Origin of the sequence: Falsiroseomonas algicola (assembly GCF_011040385.1) — a bacterium.
GTDB classification, from domain to species: Bacteria; Pseudomonadota; Alphaproteobacteria; order Acetobacterales; family Acetobacteraceae; genus Falsiroseomonas; species Falsiroseomonas algicola.
Genome location: NZ_JAAIKB010000001.1, coordinates 375,976 through 390,918, shown reverse-complemented (window position 1 = coordinate 390,918; position 14,943 = coordinate 375,976). Strand labels below are relative to the sequence as shown.

Below are 14,943 nucleotides of genomic sequence, written 5' to 3'. Positions count from 1 at the left end.
TCAGGCGCCCGCCGCGAGCAGCGCGGCCAGCGCCGGGGAAAGCCCCTGCGTCGGCCGCTGGCCCGGATGCGCGAGGCTGCCCGTCCGCGCCTTGGCGGGCTTCAGGCGCACCAGCATCTCCAGCAGGCCCACGCCGGCCGCGATGCCATCCAGCACCGGCACCGGCACGGCATCGCGGATGCGTGCCGGCATCCCCGCCATGGCGGCACCGCAGAGCACCACCACCTCCGCGCCCGTCTCCGCCACCAGGGCGCTGGCCGCATCGGCAACCTTCGCGTCCACCGTCGCCGGATCGGCATAGGCATCCTTGGGCGATGCGGTGATGGCGCGGATGCCAGCGAGCCTCCCCGTCAGCCCCTGCTGCGCCACGAGTTCCTGGTAGATGACGGGCGTGCCGAAGGTGACCATGCCGAAGCGCGTGCCGAGCAGGCAGGCCGCCGCGATCCCCGCTTCCGTCATGCCGACGACCGGCACGGGCAGCAATTCCCGCGCTGCCAGCAGGCCGGTGTCGTAGGAGACCGCGAGCAGCACGCCATCGGCGCCCGCCACCTTCTCGGCCAGCATCTCCAGCATCGCATGGCCGGCGATCGCGTTCTCCGCCCGGGAATTGATGATCTGCGCGCCGAAGCGGCCGGTCAGCGGCAGGATCTGCGTGCCCGGCGAGGCGACGGCGCGCGCGGCATTGGCGCAGAGCTCCGTCACCTGCGGCGTCGTATTGGGGTTGGCGACCAGCAGGCGCATGGCGCGACTCCGGGATGGGGCGGTTGCCGCAGTATGCAGCCTGCATGCGTGGGTCGCGAAGCTGGCGCGGAATGCGGCGGCGTGATCAAATGCTGGGCGTTTCCGGGGGTCGCGGGGCTGGATGCGGCGCGGCGACCGGCTTGCGCGGCCGCGCTCTCCGCCGCGTAATGAGGCCGCCATCCATCCCCGGGGGGACCCATGAACCCGATCCGCAGCCTTCTTGCCGCGACCCTTGCCGTCACGCTCTCCGCCGGCACCGCGCTGGCGCAGGCGCCGGTGCGCTGGCTCAGCCAGTCCCAGGCGGTCTCCACGCAGTTCCCGGTCGAGAACGCGGCGATGGAGCGCATCACCAGCGGGCTCAACGTGCGCATCGAGCGCAGCGAGTTCCAGGGCCTCGGCATCGCCATGGCCGATGCGCTGCGCCTGGTGCGCGCGGGCACCTTCGATGTCGTCTCCGCGCAGATCGGCCTGGCGTCGCGCGATGATCCCTTCCTGGAAGGCATCGACCTCATCGGCGTCTCCACGGACCTCGAGGAGCTGCGCGGCGCGGTGAATGCGTTCCGGGAGGTGTTCGACAACCGCATCCAGCAGCGTTTCGGCGCCAAGGTCGTGGCGATCTGGCCCTTCGGGTCGCAGGTCTTCTTCTGCAGCCAGCCGATCCGGACCCTCGACGATCTGCGCGGCCAGCGCGTGCGGTCCTTCACCGCATCCATGTCGCAGCTGCTGGAGCGGCTCGGCGCCACGCCCGTCACGCTCTCCTTCCCCGAGGTCTATCCGGCGCTGCAGCGCGGCGTCGCCTCCTGCGGCATCACCTCTCCGACCTCGGCCAATACGGGCAAGTGGCCGGAGGTGACGACGCATCTGCTGCCGCTCTCGGTCTCCGGCGCGGTGCAGGCGCATCTGGTGAACCTGGCCTGGTGGAACCGCCAGACGCCGGCGCAGCGGGAGGCCTACATGGCGCAGTTCACCCGCATGGAGAACGACCTCTGGGAGCTGGCGCGGACGACGAATGAGGATGCGACGAATTGCAGCCTCGGCCGGCCGGAATGCCTGCGCCAGGCGCACCAGCCCTTCAGCATGACGCTGGCGACGGTGAGCGAGGCGGACAAGACGCGGCTGCGCCGGATCTCGGAGGAGGTGATCCTCTCGGAATGGGCCGCGCGCTGCAACCGCGCCTATCCCGGCTGCGCGCAGGTGTGGAACGACACGGTCGGCCGCGCGCGCGGGATGGCCATTCGGTGACCATGCCCGTCACCGTCATCCGCCGGGCCGCCTGGGTGGTGGCCTGGGAGGGGGGGCGGCATGTGTACCGGCGGGATGCCGATATCGCCTTCGCGGGCGACCGCATCGTGCATCTCGGCGGGCATTGGGAGGGGGCGGCGGCGCGGGAGATCGATGGCAGCGCCGCCATCGTGCTGCCAGGGCTGATCAACATCCATTGCCATCCCGGCCAGTCGCCGCTGTTCCGCGGCTATGTCGAGGAATTCGGCAATCCGCGGCTGTTCAATTCCGGCCGCCACCGCTTCCGCCAGGCCTTCATCCCGGATGCCGAGGCGATCCGCGCCAGCGCCCGCTACACCTACGCGGAGCTGCTGGCGGGCGGTGTCACGACGGCGGTCGATCTCAGCCATGCCTATCCCGGCTGGATCGAGCAGCTGGCGGAAAGCGGGCTGCGCGGCGTGGTCGCGCCGATGTTCCGCTCCGCCAACTGGTACACGGAGACGGGGCAGGAGACGCAGTACGAATGGGTGCCGGACCTCGGCGCCAGCGCGCTGGCCGAAGCGGCGGAGGTGATGGACCAGGCGGAGGCGCATGAGAGCGGGCGGCTTTCCGCCATGGTCTCGCCGGCGCAGGTCGATACCTGCACGCCCGACCTGCTGAGGCAGGGCGCGGCGCTGGCGCGGGCGAAGGGGCGGCCGCTGCATACCCATGCCGCGCAGAGCATCGCTGAATTCGCGGGCATGACGCGGAAGCACGACTGCACCCCGATCGAGTACCTGGACCGCCTCGGCTTCCTCGGCCCGACGACGATCCTGGGCCACGCCGTCTTCACCGATGCGCATCCCTGGATCCTCTGGCCGCGGCGGGAGGATCTGCGGCTGCTGGCGGAGACAGGCACGGCCGTCGCGCATTGCCCGACGGTGTTCCTGCGCGACGGGTCGATGATGCATGACCTCGGCGCCTATATGGAACGCGGCATCGCCATCGCGATGGGCACGGACACGCATCCGCAGAACCTCTGGGAGGAGATGCGCGTGGCCGAATTGCAGGCGCGCGCGGCGGCGGGGCCGATGCATCGCTGCGACACGGCGCGGGTGTTCCATGCGGCGACGGTGGCGGCGGCGGATGTGCTGGGGCGGGACGATATCGGGCGGCTCGCGGTCGGCGCGAAGGCCGACATCGTCATCGCGACGCTCGACCATCCCGCCATGCAGCCGGCGCGGGACCCGCTGCGCAACCTGATCCACGTAGCGGGCGAGCGGCCGGTGCGCGATGTCTTCGTGGATGGCGTGCAGCGCGTGGCGGATGGGGTGGTGCTGACCATCGACCGTGCGCAGGCCTCGGCCGATGTGGCGCGGGAACAGGCGCGGCTGGCGGCGCTGGTGCCGGGGCGCGATCCGCAGGGCGCGACGGTGGAGGACCTGATGCCGCTGTCGCTGGCGGTAGTGGGGTAGGGGCCCCTCACCCAACCCTCTCCCCCCGTTGGGGGGAGAGGGCTTCGTGGTGTTACAGCCCGGCCTGGGACACGAACTTCGTGTTCAGATAGGCCTCGATGGCCTCGGAGCCACCCTCGCTGCCATAGCCGCTATCCTTCATGCCGCCGAAGGGCACTTCCGGCAGCGCGAGGCCGAGGTGGTTGATGGTCATCATGCCGCTCTCGACGCGCGCCGCGATGGCGTTCGCCGTCTTGGCGCTGCGCGTGAAGGCGTAGGAGGCCAAGCCGAAGGGCAGGCGGTTGGCTTCCTCCACCACCTCATCCAGGTCGCTGAAGGGCGCGATCATGGCGAGCGGGCCGAAGGGCTCCTCGTTCATCATCCGCGCATCCTTGCCGACGCCGGTGATGACGGTGGGCTGGTAGAAATAGCCCTTGTTGCCGATCCGCTCGCCGCCCGTGTGCACCTCCGCGCCGCGCTGGCGCGCATCGGCGACCAGGCCCTCCACCCAGGGGACGCGGCGGTCATGCGCCAGCGGGCCCATCTGCGTGTCGCTGTCCATGCCGTTGCCGACCTTCAGCGAGGCCGCGGCGGCGGTGAACTTCTCCACGAAGGGGGCGTAGAGCTTCTCCTGCACCAGGAAGCGCGTCGGCGAGACGCAGACCTGGCCCGCATTGCGGAACTTGGCGCCGGCCAGCGTCTTCACGGCGAGGTCGAGGTCCGCATCGTCGAAGACGATCGCCGGCGCATGGCCGCCAAGCTCCATCGTCACGCGCTTCATGTGGGCGCCGGCCAGCGCCGCCAGGTGCTTGCCGATGGGGGTGGAGCCCGTGAAGGTCACCTTGCGGATGACGGGGTGCGGGATGAGGTATTCGCTGATCTCGGCCGGCACGCCGAAGACCAGGTTGGCAACGCCGGCGGGCAGGCCCGCATCGGCGAAGGCACGGATCAGCGCGGCGGGGGCGGCGGGCGTCTCCTCCGGCGCCTTGACGATGATGGAGCAGCCCGTGGCCAGCGCAGCGGAGAGCTTGCGCACCACCTGGTTGATCGGGAAGTTCCAGGGCGTGAAGGCGGCGACGGGGCCGACGGGCTCCTTCACCACCAGCTGGTAGATGCCCTCGCCGCGGGCGGGGATGACGCGGCCATAGGCGCGGCGCGATTCCTCGGCGAACCAGTCGATGATGTCGGCGGCGGCCAGCGCCTCCATCTTCGCCTCGGCCAGCGGCTTGCCCTGCTCCAGCGTCATCAGCTTCGCGACCTCATCGGCGCGCGAACGGAAGATGTCCGCGGCCTTCCGCATCAGCTTGGAGCGGTCATAGGCCGAGACCTTCTTCCACTGCTGGAAACCCTTGTCGGCGGCGGCGAGGGCCTCGTCGAGGTCGTCCTTCGACGCGTGTGCGACGGTGGCGAGGACTTCCTCGGTCGCCGGGTTGATCACGGGGATGGAGCGGTTGCCAGCGGCGTTGCGCCACTTGCCATCGATGAACAGCTGAACGTCGGCGTACATGCGCGTCTCCTCGGCGGCCCCGTATGCGGGGCGCGGAACGGGTGGTCTGGCGGGGAGGGAAACTGGCACAGCCGGCGCCCCGGGGGAACCGGGGCGGGCGGCGGCGGGGGTCAGCCCATCCGGTCGAACATCGTCCTGAACTTGCCGTTGATCACGGCCTCCCCGCAGAACCGTTCCACGAATGCCAAGCCCTGAGCCCGCAGGCGCTGCCAGGCGGCCTCGTCCTGATAGAGCCAGGCGATCGCCTCCGCGATCGCACGGGGGTCGTCGGCCAGGGCGATGTCCTGCGCATGGGTCAGGCCCATGCCCTCCGCCGCCATGGTGGTGGCGACGCAGGGCAGGCCATGCGCGAGGCTTTCCAGCACCTTGCCCTTCACCCCCGCGCCATAGCGCAGCGGCGCCACCATCACGCGCTGGCGATCCAGATAGGCGTCGAGGTCCGGGACGAACCCCTCCAGCAGCACGTCCGGCGCGGCCAGCGCATGGAAGCGGTCCGGCATGTGCGACCCGGCGATGCGGAAGACGATGCCGGGCACCAGCGCTCGCAGATGCGGCATCACCTGCTCCACGAAGAAGGTCACGGCATCGACATTCGGCGTGTGGCGGTAGCCGCCGAGGAAGGTGATGCCGCTGCGCGCCGCGAAGGCGGAGGGGCCGGGACGCGCCTTCACCGTCCAGGGGATGACGTTCAGCCTCTCCTCCGGCACCGCGCCGGCGAGGTAGGCGGCCTCATGCGCGGAATGGACGATGACCTGGTCGGCCATGGCCAGCGCCGTGACCTCCCGCGCCTTCACCGTGGCGGCCTCCTTCGCGATGGCGGGGTCGCCGGTGACGGCGGCTTCGCGTTCCAGCCGCAGATGGTGCAGGTCGGCCACCGAATAGATGATTCTCGCCTTCGGCATCGCGCTCCGGATGACGCCTGCGTATTTGAAGGCGTTGACGAAGCGATGGAGGAAGACGGCGTCGAACTCCGCGCCGCGCTTGCGGATCACTTCCTCCACCGACCAGTACCAGGGGTGGTGCAGGCATTCGATGCCGATGCCCTGCAGCGCGCGGGTGATGTCGCCGAGATGCGCCATGTTGTCGGCCGGCACGAAGGTGATCTTGGCGCCCAGCGCCTGCATCGCCCGCATATGGGCCAGCGCCGCGACCGATCCCGCATCCTCCTGCGGCGTCGGCGTTGTCTCATCGATGAAGAGGATGCGGCGCGTGACGCCACGCTCCTTCTCCAGCTCCGGCGCCTCGCCATTCAGGCGATGGCTTGCCAGCACGTCGCGCCAGCGGTCGAAGAACTTGCGGCCGTTCAGCAGCTGGTAGCGCTTGGCGCCGCTGCCCTTCACATCGGTGCCGCTGGTGATGCCTTCATGGTGCACCAGCGCCGACAGCGGCTGGTAGAGCACGCGCAGCCCGCGCTTGCGGATGCGGAAGGCGAGGTCGGTGTCCTCGTAATAGGCGGGGCTGTAGTGGGTATCGAAGCCGCCCAGATCCTCGAAGACCGGGCGCGCCACCATGATGGAGGCGCCGGAGACGTAGTCCACGTCCCGCAGGTAGGCGATGCGCGGATCGTCCGGCTGGCAGCCGCGGCCGTAGTTCCAGCCATCGCCGAGGCGCCAGACGATGCCGCCCGCTTCCTGCACGCTGCCATCGGGGAAGATCAGCTTGGAGCCGACGAGTCCTGCGTCCGGCACCTCCGTGAAGGTGTCGCGCAGCGCATCGAGCCAGCCCTCCTTCACCTCCGTGTCGTTGTTGAGGAACAGCAGGTACCGCCCGCGCGCGGCGGCCGCGCCGGCGTTGCAGGCCGCGATGAAGCCGCCATTGCGGGGGTTGCGAAGATAGAGCACCGCGCCGCTGACGATGGCGGGCAGGAACAGCGTCTCGTCCGGGGAGGCGTCGTCCACCACCACCACCTCGAAGCTCGTGCGCGGCAGCGCCTGCAGGATGCTGGCCAGGCACTGGTAGGTGTAGGCGAACTTGCCATGCACGGGGATGATGACGCTGACCTCGGGATCGGCCGCGTCGGGGAAGGCCAGGCGCGGATAGCGCGCGCTGAAATCCTGCAGGATGGTGCCGAGCCGGTCGGAATAGGAGAAGGCGAGGTCGATCGTCGCCTGGGTCCGATCCTCGCCGGCGCGTTCCGCCAGTTCCGTGAAGCGCGGGAGCAGGGCGCCAAGCGTGCCCATCACGGGCCCGATCAGGTCGCGCATCTCCGCTGCCGTGGTCGCCTTGGCGCCGCGCGCCTCCAGCACCGGCAGCAGCGCGGCGAGGTCCTCCCACGCCAGCGGGGGCTTCGGGTTGTCCAGCACCAGGGGGGAGTTGGACAGGTCCTCGCCCCGGCCGGCGATGCGGATGTGCAGCACGTGCCGCGGCGCGTTCAGCAGGTGCTGCGGCATGGCGATGTTGAAGCCGCAGAGCAGGCCGGGATTGCCGTTGGGGGCCGCGACGTCGGGGCGCCAGATATCGGCGGGGGTGCGAAGGATCAGCTGCTCCCCGTCCCAGAGCTCGACCGAGACCGGTTCATGCGGGCGGGCGGGGTCCATCGCCCAGCCATGCACATGCGTCTCCGTCCAGCCCTCCACCGCGCCATGCGGGTGCGCGGGGCGGGGCGGCGTCTCCGCCGGTGCGGGCGGAAGGCCGCGCAGCAGGGCGAGGGTGCCGTTGCTCATCGGCATGCGGCTTGGTGGAACGGAAGGCGCCGCATCGGGCTGTCTCCTGGCAGGCGCGCCCAACATGGCGCCAGCGGCATCAATGCGGCAGCAGGGCCGGGCGCCGCAAGGGGCGAGGCGATCCTCAGCCCAGGGGATCGAGCAGCGCGGCGGGCAGCGCGCGGGCGCGGATGATGCCTGCCTCAGCGACCGCGGCGTGCAGGGCGGTGAAGGCGGCAAACCAGGCGGCGTGCGGGCCTTCCGCCGCGAAGCGCGCCACCAGGTGCTCCGATTGCGCGCGCCGCCGCACGCTGTCATCGGAGATGGGCGCGGGCCTCTCGCCGACATTCAGGTCGCCGCGGACCTGGCTGCGGTCGAGATGCTGTTCGTAGCGCAACTGCGTCGGTTCCATCGGCAGGCCGGTGAAGGCGGCGATGCGCGGCAGCAGGGCGGCGGGGTCCGCGGCCAGCGCCTCGAACGCCAGCGCCGCGCCATCATGGTCGCGCAGCGTCCGCAGCATGCCGGCCACGGCCTGGCGGTACTTGTCGCACCACAGGCCGAATTGCCGCGCATCCAGCGGCACCTGGTCGCCCCACCACTGGCCGCGGCGCTCGACCTCCGACAGGAAGGTGTGGGCCGGCTTGCGCAGCAGCATCAGCACGGCGCGGTCCAGCGGCAGCGCGGAGCCGTCGATCATCCGGCGGAAGAAGGCCAGGTATTCGAGATGGGCCGCCGTCTCCTTCACGAAGAGGCTGCGCCCGGGGTCGGGCGCGATGCCGGCCTGGCGCAGCAGGACCGGCAGGCTTGCCTCCTCCGCGCCGTCCAGCACCTTGCCGTTCCAGGGCTCGAACACCGCATCGACCTGGGAATGCACCTGGAACATCGCCGTCAGCAGCGTGGTGCCGGAGCGCGGCAGGGCGAGGAGGGCAACGAAGCGCCCGGGAAGACCGTCCGGCGCTTCCATCCAGGGCAGAGGCGCCCCCGCCGTCCCCAGCGTGCCGACCAGCACGGGCACGGCGCCATCGGCGTCCCCCGCGATGGCATGGCGACCGGAGGCGATGAGGACCACGGCGGCATCCGCGAAGCCCGCGGCGCGCAGCCGTGCCAACCGCGTCCAGCCATCCGGGCCGATGGCCGCGCCCAGCGGCGCCACCACGATGCCTCCCGGCCTCACGGCCGGCAGCGCCTTCTCCCACCCGCCGGCATCGCCGATCAGCACATCGGCACGGCCCGCCGCATGAAGCGCCGCATGCGACTCCAGCAGGCCAAGGCGGTGCAGGGAGGGCGCAGGATCGTGCCGCGCGATGATGCGGAGGTCCTGCCGATGAGCCCAGCCCTGGCGCCGCAGCGCGACGCGAAGCGCGAGCTGGAGGGCACGCTGGGCCGCGCCGCGGAGCGACGGGTCGGCCGCGTGCTGCCCCGCATCGCTGAGCGGATCGACGAAGCCGGCCTGCGCGACCTTGACGCGCACCGCCTCGGCAAGGCCTGGCGGGGCCCTGTCCCGCCAGGACTGGAACGCCGCCTCGTCTCGGATGGGCAGGAAAAGTTCAGGCACGCGGTGCGGCTTCAGCTGTTGGGGCCGCGCTCCATGGCATAGGGCTGCCAGCGGCGCAGCCCCGATTCCGGCAGCGTCGTCGGATTGACGCAGGACATCGGCCAGCGGCCGGAGAGGACCAGCGCCATCTCCTGCCCCGCGCGACGCTTGCGCGCCTGGTCGAAGCGGGCGGAGGCGCTGGCATTGTGCGGGCTGAGGATGATGTGCGGCATCTTCAGCAGGGGGTTGTCGGGGCTGGGCGGTTCCTGTTCCAGCACGTCGAGCCCGGCGCCCGCGATCCGCTTCGATTGCAACGCCTCGATCAGCGCGGCCTCGTCCACCGTCGGGCCGCGGCCGGTGTTGATGAAGATGGCGGTGGGCTTCATCTTCGCGAAGTGCTTCGCCGTCAGCATCTTCCCCGTATCCGGCGTGGCGGGCGCATGCATGGAGATGAAGTCGGACTGGGACAGGACCTCGTCCAGGCTGGCCGGCAGGACGCCGAGGGCCGACATGGTCAGCTCATCCACGAAGGGGTCATAGGCCATGAGGCGAAGGCCGAAGGCCTTGGCGCGGAGGGCGACCAGGCGCGCGACCCGGCCGAAGGCGACGAAGCCCAGCGTCTGGCCCATCAGCCGTGGCACGCTGTTGAGCTGCGGCCGCCCTTCGCCCCAGCGGCCTTCCCGCACCATGCGGTCCTGCTCGATGCAGCGGCGATGCGTGGCCAGCAGCAGCATCATCGCGTGGTCGGCCACCTCCTCGATGAAGGTGTCCGGGCAGTTCGTCACGGGGATGCCCTTCGCCGTGGCGTGGACGACATCGATGTAGTCCACGCCGACGGAGGCGCAGGTGATGACCTTGGCCTTCGGCGCCGCATCGATCATCGCCGCCGTCAGCTTCATGCCCTTCATGTAGATCGCATCCGCATCGCCGGCGGCGGCGATGAAGGCGGCCTCGTTCGGCGCGCATTCCACGATCTCGGCGCCCAGGCGCTCCAGCGCCTCCATCTCCAGCGCATAGCCGCCGGCGGCGGCGATGGCGGGCGTCAGGATCTTCGGCATGGCGTCTCGTTCCCCCAATTCGGATGCGCTGACGGTTGCATGGGGGGCAGGGGGCGACAAGCGCGTGGGGGCTGGTAGGCTTCGCGTATCAGCAATGCAGGGGAGGGAGGGCGCCATGGCACGCCTGACGGGAAAGATCGCCTGGGTCACGGGCGCGGGCAGCGGGATCGGGGAGGCCGCCGCGCTGGCGCTGGCCGAGGAAGGCGCCACGCTGGTGCTGACCGGCCGCCGCCAGGCGCCGCTCGAGGATGTCGCCGCCCGCATCCGGGACAAGGGCGGAGAGGCGCATGTGCAGGCCGCCGACATGATGGTCGCCGCACAGGTCGCCGCGATCGGCGACTTTCTCAAGTCGCGCTTCGGTCGGCTGGATGTGCTGGTGAACAATGCCGGGCTGAACATCACGCCGCGGCGCTGGGGCGTGCTGTCCATGGAAGGCGCGGATGAGCTGATTCGCGGCAACCTCAACAGCGCCTTCTACGCGGTGACGGTGGCGCTGCCGCTGATGCGGGAGCAGCGGGATGGCGTGCTGATCCACACCGCCTCGATGGCCGGGCGGCTCGTCTCGCCGATGTCGGGGCCCGGCTACACCGCCGCCAAGCATGCGGTGGTGGCGATGAGCCATTCGATCAATGCCGAGGAATGCGTCAACGGCATCCGCAGTTCGGTGGTGCTGCCGGGGGAGGTCGCGACGCCGATCCTCGACAAGCGGCCCAACCCCGTCAGCGCGGAAGACCGGGCGAAGATGGTGCAGAGCGCCGATGTCGGCGACCTGATCCGCTACATCGCCTGCCTTCCGCCGCATGTCGTGCTGAACGAGGTCTGGATCACGCCACGGCACAACCGCAGCCTGATCGCGACGCTCGAGCGCAAGCTGTAGCTATTCCTCGACGCCGGGGAAGGGCTTCTGCTGGAGCAGCGCCGCCAGATGGGCGGCGTTGCTGGCGAGCATGGCGGCCGTCTCCTGCACGACGTCGGGCGTCTTCTTGAGGTCCTTGAATTCCTTGTCGCCCATCGCCTCGCCGACCCAGTAGCAGGCTGCACCGGGCGGGATGGTCCAGCCGACATCGTTCAAGGCCTGGAACATCAGCGCGGAGGAGGCATGGGCGCCGTCCTCGTTGCCCACGATGGCGCAGACCGCGACCTTGCCGGTGCTGGGCATGCGGCCCTGGTCGTCCGTCTCGTCCAGGAAGGCGTCCATGCGTTCGAGCACGCGCTTGGCCACGCTGCTCGGTTGGCCGAGCCAGATGGGCGTGCCGAGGATCAGGATGTCGTGGCGCAGGATCTTCGCGCGGAGCGCGGGCCACTCATCGCCCTCGCCTTCATCGGACAGGACGCCGGGCTTGATGTTGAGGGCGGCGACGCGGACCGTTTCCGTCAGCGTCACGTCGTGCTCACCGAAGGCCTTGGCGAGCACGGCGATCATGGTGTCGGTGGATGACGTTTCGCTGGCATCGGATTTCAGCGTGCAGTTGAGGGCGATGGCGGTGAGGGGCACTGGCGAAAACTCCGGCTTCGGCGATGACAAGCGCCATCGCCGCGCCGGGGTTCCGTGGCGCTATTCCTTCACCGCACCCGTCAGGCTGCTGACGTAGTAGTCCACGAAGAAGCTGTAGAAGATCGCGACCGGCAACGACCCCAGCAGCGAACCCGCCATCAGCGCTCCCCACTGGTACACGTCGCCCGTCACCAGCTCCGTCAGGATCGCGACGGGGACGGTCTTGTTCTCGCTGCTCTGGATGAAGGCCAGGGCATAGATGAACTCGTTCCAGGAGAGCGTGAAGCTGAAGATGCCAGCGGAGATCAGGCCCGGGATCGCCAGCGGCAGGGTGATCTGGCGCAGGATCTGCAGGCGCGACGCGCCGTCGATCAGCGCGCATTCCTCCAGCTCATAGGGGATCGACTTGAAGTAGCCGATCAGCAGCCAGGTGCAGAAGGGCACCAGGAAGGTCGGATAGGTCAGGATCAGCGCGAAGGGCGTGTCGAAGAGGCCGAGCCGCACCACCATCGTCGCCAGCGGGATGAACAGGATGGAAGGCGGCACGAGATAGGCGAGGTAGATGGCGAGCCCGACATACTGGCTGCCGCGGAAGCGCAGCCGCTGGATGGCATAGGCCGCCAGCGTGCTGGAGAGCAGCGACAGGAAGGTCGCCGCGATGGAAACCAGCATCGTCGTCCACAGCCAGTGCGGATAGCTGGTGTTGAACAGCAGGTGCCGGATGTGGTCGAGCGTCGGCGAGGTGATCCAGAAGGGGTTGTGCGTGGCGTAGTCGTAGAGCTCGGCATTCGGTTTGAAGGCCGTCACCGTCATCCAGTAGAACGGAAACAGCAGGATCAGCAGGAAGCAGGCCAGCGGGACATAGAGCATCACCACCCGCCGGGACTTGCTGTCCCAGCTCAGCATCTCCGGCGCTGCGGTGGCGGTGTTGGACTGCGGGGCGGCAGCGGCGTCAGTCATTGGACTCTCCCTGCTGCCACTTGCGCCGGGCGAGGCCGAAGTAGCTGAACAGCGTCGCGAAGACGAGGAAGGGGATCATGGCCACCGCGATGGCCGCACCCTCGCCGAGCTGCCCGCCCGGGATGCCGCGCTGGAAGGCGAGCGTGGCCATGAGGTGCGTGGAATTCACCGGCCCGCCGCGCGTGATGGCATAGACCAGCTGGAAGTCCGTGAAGGTGAAGATGATGCTGAAGGTCATGACGATGGCCAGGATCGGCATCAGCATGGGGAAGGTGATGTGCCGGAAGCGCTGCCAGGGCGTCGCGCCATCCAGCAGCGCGGCCTCGTAGAGGGAGGGCGAGATGGTCTGCAGCCCCGCCAGCAGGGAGATCGCGACGAAGGGGATGCCGCGCCAGATATTGGCGAAGATCAGCGACCAGCGGGCGGGCCAGGCGGTGTTGATGAAGTCGATCGGCCCCTCGGTCAGCCCCATCTTCATCGAGAGGTAGGAGATGATGCTGAACTGCGGGTCGTAGATCCACCAGAAGGCGATGGCGGAGAGCACCGTCGGCACGATCCAGGGCAGAAGAATGATGGCCCTGAGAAGCGACTTCATCGGCAGGTGCTGGTTCAGCAGCAGCGCGAGCCAGAGGCCGAGGCCGAATTTCCCGAAGGTCGCCACCGCCGTGTAGAAGACGCTGTAGAAGACCGAATTCAGGAAGATCGGGTCTTCCATCAGGAATTCGAAATTCTCGATGCCGACCCAGATGCCGGGCCGGCCGATCGTCGTATCCGTGAAGGCCAGCCAGATGCCGAGGCCCAGCGGATAGGTCAGGAAGGTCATCAGCAGCCCGACCGCGGGGGCCAGGCAGACGATGATCAGGAAGGCCTTGTTGTCGAACAGCCGGGCGAGTGCGCCGGGTTGCTGGCGCGTCTTGGTCCAGACAGGCGCGGTGGTGGCGGACATGGTCCCTCCCGGCGGGAGGGGCCGGCCGCGAGGCCGGCCCCGTTGCTTAGCGGCGGCGGAAGTAGCGCTGGGCGCGGCGCTCGGCCTCGGCCGCGGCAGCCTGCGGCGTGGCCTGGCCGGAGGCGACGGCGGCGCACATCTGCACCATGACGTAGTCCGCCGTGGCGGCGACCGAACCCTCCACGATCGGGCCCTTGTAGCCGTTCCAGAACGGGTTGTTCATGGTGTCGCGGAACACCGAGATCTTCGGGTCCTTCGTCCAGGTGGCGCTGGCGGCATAGGCGTTCAGCGGCTGCGACCAGTAGCCGATATTGGCCTGCAGCCAGGGGTCGTACTGCTCCGTCTCCATCAGGAAGGTCAGCAGCGCCTTGGCGGCGTTCGGGAAGCGGCTGTGGCGGAACACCATGGCGTTCAGCGTCAGCCCCGCATTCGGCACCGCGTTCAACGTGCCCTTCGGCATCGGCGTCATCTGCGTGTCTTCCGCGATGTGCCGCAGCGCCGGGTCGTTGAGCATGGAGAAGTAGAGCGAGACGCCGTTCTGCGTCAGGTGGCACTCGCCCGCGGCATAGGCGCGGTTGTTGCTGATGTCGCCCCAGGCGAGCGTGCCCGGCACGAAGGTCTGGTAGAGTTCGCGGAGGTAGTTCAGCGCCGCCACGGTCTGCGGGCTGTTGATGCTGACCGCACCCTGTTCATCCGTCAGGGAGCCCCCGAAGGACCAGACCAGCCAGTTCGCGAAGGCGTTGCCGTCGCCGACCGCATTGCCCAGCGCGAAGCCGGCGGGCTTGTTGATGCGCTTCAGCGCCTGGCAGAGCCGCAGGAAGCCGGCGTGGTCGTCCGGCACGCTCTCGAATCCCGCTTCCCGGAGCGTGGAGGTGCGCCAGATGGCGGGGCCGCCGGAGGCGCCGAAGGGCAGGCTGATCCAGCGATCGCCGCGGCGCCCATAGGCATTCGCGAGCGGCCGCCAGCCGCCATATTTCTGGCCGAGATAGGTCGCGACATCCGTCAGGTCGTGGATCTTTTCCGCGAAGAGGTGCGGCCCGGCATCGAAGCCCACGATGATGTCGGGGCCGGCGCCGGTGTTGGCCGTGACGGCGGTCTGCTGGGTGATGTCCTCCCACCCCACGAAGTCCACGCGGACCTCGATGCCATTGGCCTGCGCGAAGCGCTGGCAATTGGCGCGCCAGACATCCTCATCCGGCTGCACGAAGCGCACGGGGCGCAGCATGCGGAGCGTGGCGCCGCGCTCGATCGGCAAATTGGGCGCGGTGGCGGGCTGGGTCGCGATCTGCGCCTGGGCGGCGCCGCCCGTGGCGGCGGCAGCGACGGCGCCGGCGGCCGCGATGGTCTCGCGGCGGGTGATCAGGTTGGCCATCTTGTCGTGATTCCTCCTTGTTGTCGTTGGGCAG

The 14,943-nt window shown here is 69.5% G+C and carries 12 protein-coding genes; 3 read left to right on the top strand and 9 right to left on the bottom strand.

Annotated elements, in window-relative coordinates:
• Complete coding sequence (locus tag G3576_RS01825) at nucleotides 1-741, bottom strand: aspartate/glutamate racemase family protein (protein ID WP_164692611.1); 741 nt, start codon at nucleotides 739-741, stop codon at nucleotides 1-3.
• Nucleotides 742-939: 198 nt separating this feature from the next.
• Here G3576_RS01825 and G3576_RS01820 point away from each other — a divergent pair, with 198 nt between their 5' ends.
• Both G3576_RS01820 and G3576_RS01815 read left to right on the top strand, forming a co-directional pair.
• Nucleotides 940-1,983 carry a TRAP transporter substrate-binding protein gene (locus G3576_RS01820; protein WP_164692610.1) on the top strand — a complete coding sequence of 348 codons (1,044 nt, stop codon included), beginning with the start codon at nucleotides 940-942 and terminating at the stop codon, nucleotides 1,981-1,983.
• 2 nt (nucleotides 1,984-1,985) lie between these two features.
• Entirely contained in the window at nucleotides 1,986-3,416 is a 1,431-nt protein-coding gene (locus tag G3576_RS01815) for an amidohydrolase family protein (protein ID WP_164693276.1), read from the top strand.
• 52 nt (nucleotides 3,417-3,468) lie between these two features.
• On the opposite strand, the gene G3576_RS01810 is transcribed toward G3576_RS01815, so the two are convergent.
• The 4 genes from G3576_RS01810 to G3576_RS01795 all read right to left on the bottom strand — a co-directional run bounded on the left by G3576_RS01810 (nucleotide 3,469) and on the right by G3576_RS01795 (nucleotide 10,136).
• Complete coding sequence (locus G3576_RS01810) at nucleotides 3,469-4,902, bottom strand: NAD-dependent succinate-semialdehyde dehydrogenase (RefSeq protein WP_164692609.1); 1,434 nt, start codon at nucleotides 4,900-4,902, stop codon at nucleotides 3,469-3,471.
• A gap of 110 nt (nucleotides 4,903-5,012) precedes the next feature.
• Nucleotides 5,013-7,565, bottom strand: a complete 2,553-nt coding sequence (locus tag G3576_RS01805) for a glycosyltransferase (protein ID WP_164692608.1) — start codon at nucleotides 7,563-7,565, stop codon at nucleotides 5,013-5,015.
• A gap of 124 nt (nucleotides 7,566-7,689) precedes the next feature.
• Nucleotides 7,690-9,099: a sulfotransferase family protein gene (locus G3576_RS01800; RefSeq protein ID WP_164692607.1), complete on the bottom strand. Its 1,410-nt coding sequence runs from the start codon at nucleotides 9,097-9,099 to the stop codon at nucleotides 7,690-7,692.
• 11 nt (nucleotides 9,100-9,110) lie between these two features.
• Entirely contained in the window at nucleotides 9,111-10,136 is a 1,026-nt protein-coding gene (locus G3576_RS01795) for a C-terminal binding protein (RefSeq protein WP_164692606.1), read from the bottom strand.
• A 115-nt stretch (nucleotides 10,137-10,251) separates the two neighbouring features.
• On the opposite strand from G3576_RS01795, the gene G3576_RS01790 reads away from it, so the two are divergent.
• The gene (locus tag G3576_RS01790) at nucleotides 10,252-11,013 is read left to right on the top strand and encodes an SDR family oxidoreductase (protein ID WP_164692605.1); all 762 of its coding nucleotides are present in this window, start codon (nucleotides 10,252-10,254) and stop codon (nucleotides 11,011-11,013) included.
• On the opposite strand, the gene G3576_RS01785 is transcribed toward G3576_RS01790, so the two are convergent.
• From G3576_RS01785 to G3576_RS01770, 4 genes are read right to left on the bottom strand one after another with little or no spacing between them, the layout of a single operon-like run.
• Nucleotides 11,014-11,631, bottom strand: coding sequence for a flavodoxin family protein (locus G3576_RS01785; protein ID WP_164692604.1), 618 nt, complete (start codon nucleotides 11,629-11,631; stop codon nucleotides 11,014-11,016).
• A gap of 60 nt (nucleotides 11,632-11,691) precedes the next feature.
• Complete coding sequence (locus tag G3576_RS01780) at nucleotides 11,692-12,591, bottom strand: carbohydrate ABC transporter permease (RefSeq protein ID WP_164692603.1); 900 nt, start codon at nucleotides 12,589-12,591, stop codon at nucleotides 11,692-11,694.
• The gene (locus tag G3576_RS01775) at nucleotides 12,584-13,537 is read right to left on the bottom strand and encodes a carbohydrate ABC transporter permease (protein WP_164692602.1); all 954 of its coding nucleotides are present in this window, start codon (nucleotides 13,535-13,537) and stop codon (nucleotides 12,584-12,586) included. Before G3576_RS01775 ends, G3576_RS01780 begins: the two co-directional genes overlap by 8 nt.
• Nucleotides 13,538-13,583: 46 nt before the next feature.
• The gene (locus G3576_RS01770) at nucleotides 13,584-14,909 is read right to left on the bottom strand and encodes an ABC transporter substrate-binding protein (RefSeq protein ID WP_164692601.1); all 1,326 of its coding nucleotides are present in this window, start codon (nucleotides 14,907-14,909) and stop codon (nucleotides 13,584-13,586) included.
• Nucleotides 14,910-14,943 lie beyond the last annotated feature (34 nt).

Bases quoted from the DNA above. Each gene is read 5' to 3' on its own strand.
- G3576_RS01790 (WP_164692605.1), top strand. From the start codon at position 10,252: ATGGCACGCCTGACGGGAAAGATCGCCTGGGTCACGGGCGCGGGCAGC.
- G3576_RS01770 (WP_164692601.1), bottom strand. From the start codon at position 14,909: ATGGCCAACCTGATCACCCGCCGCGAGACCATCGCGGCCGCCGGCGCC.
- G3576_RS01805 (WP_164692608.1), bottom strand. From the start codon at position 7,565: ATGAGCAACGGCACCCTCGCCCTGCTGCGCGGCCTTCCGCCCGCACCG.
- G3576_RS01825 (WP_164692611.1), bottom strand. From the start codon at position 741: ATGCGCCTGCTGGTCGCCAACCCCAATACGACGCCGCAGGTGACGGAG.
- G3576_RS01820 (WP_164692610.1), top strand. From the start codon at position 940: ATGAACCCGATCCGCAGCCTTCTTGCCGCGACCCTTGCCGTCACGCTC.
- G3576_RS01795 (WP_164692606.1), bottom strand. From the start codon at position 10,136: ATGCCGAAGATCCTGACGCCCGCCATCGCCGCCGCCGGCGGCTATGCG.
- G3576_RS01780 (WP_164692603.1), bottom strand. From the start codon at position 12,591: ATGACTGACGCCGCTGCCGCCCCGCAGTCCAACACCGCCACCGCAGCG.
- G3576_RS01815 (WP_164693276.1), top strand. From the start codon at position 1,986: ATGCCCGTCACCGTCATCCGCCGGGCCGCCTGGGTGGTGGCCTGGGAG.
- G3576_RS01775 (WP_164692602.1), bottom strand. From the start codon at position 13,537: ATGTCCGCCACCACCGCGCCTGTCTGGACCAAGACGCGCCAGCAACCC.
- G3576_RS01810 (WP_164692609.1), bottom strand. From the start codon at position 4,902: ATGTACGCCGACGTTCAGCTGTTCATCGATGGCAAGTGGCGCAACGCC.